Genomic DNA, 450 nt, shown 5'->3' with positions numbered 1-450 from the left:
TTCGGCGGGGTGAAGGGCAGCGGTCATGAAAAGCCTCATGGGATGCGAAGGTCGGCGGCATAATGGACCGCCGCCAATGCCGCCGGTGAGGAGGCGGCGACCACTAGGGCGAGGGAAGCGACATGACGGAGCGCCAACCGAGAGCCCAGCGCTTCGCAACGTGAAGCCTGTTACAGTTTCGTCTTTTACTTCTGCTATACTTACGCGCCGAGCATCTCGAGGGGGGTGGCGATGCCTGATGTCATCAAAGTGCGTGCGGCGACCAACAACGAGGTCGCGTTCCTGGCTTGGGATATTGACGGGATGATCCCGGGCTGCCTCGGCTTCGAGATCGTCCGCCTCTATCCCGACACCGGCGAGGAGCGTTGCCTGGCGGCATGGGTGCCGTTCAAGGGGCAACGCAATCCACGCTGGATTCCGCAGGACACCGGCGTGTGGCCGGTGCAGAAG

General features: G+C 62.9%; 1 pseudogene. It reads left to right on the top strand.

The window, feature by feature from the left end:
• Window positions 1-231 precede the first annotated feature (231 nt).
• Window positions 232-450, top strand: a pseudogene (locus EN738_RS35005) (hypothetical protein); the annotation flags it as partial.

Source organism: Mesorhizobium sp. M4B.F.Ca.ET.017.02.2.1, assembly GCF_003998955.1.
GTDB classification, from domain to species: domain Bacteria; phylum Pseudomonadota; class Alphaproteobacteria; order Rhizobiales; family Rhizobiaceae; genus Mesorhizobium; species Mesorhizobium abyssinicae.
The sequence above is the reverse complement of the archived record's forward strand: the minus strand, read 5'-3'. Positions and strand labels throughout refer to the sequence as shown.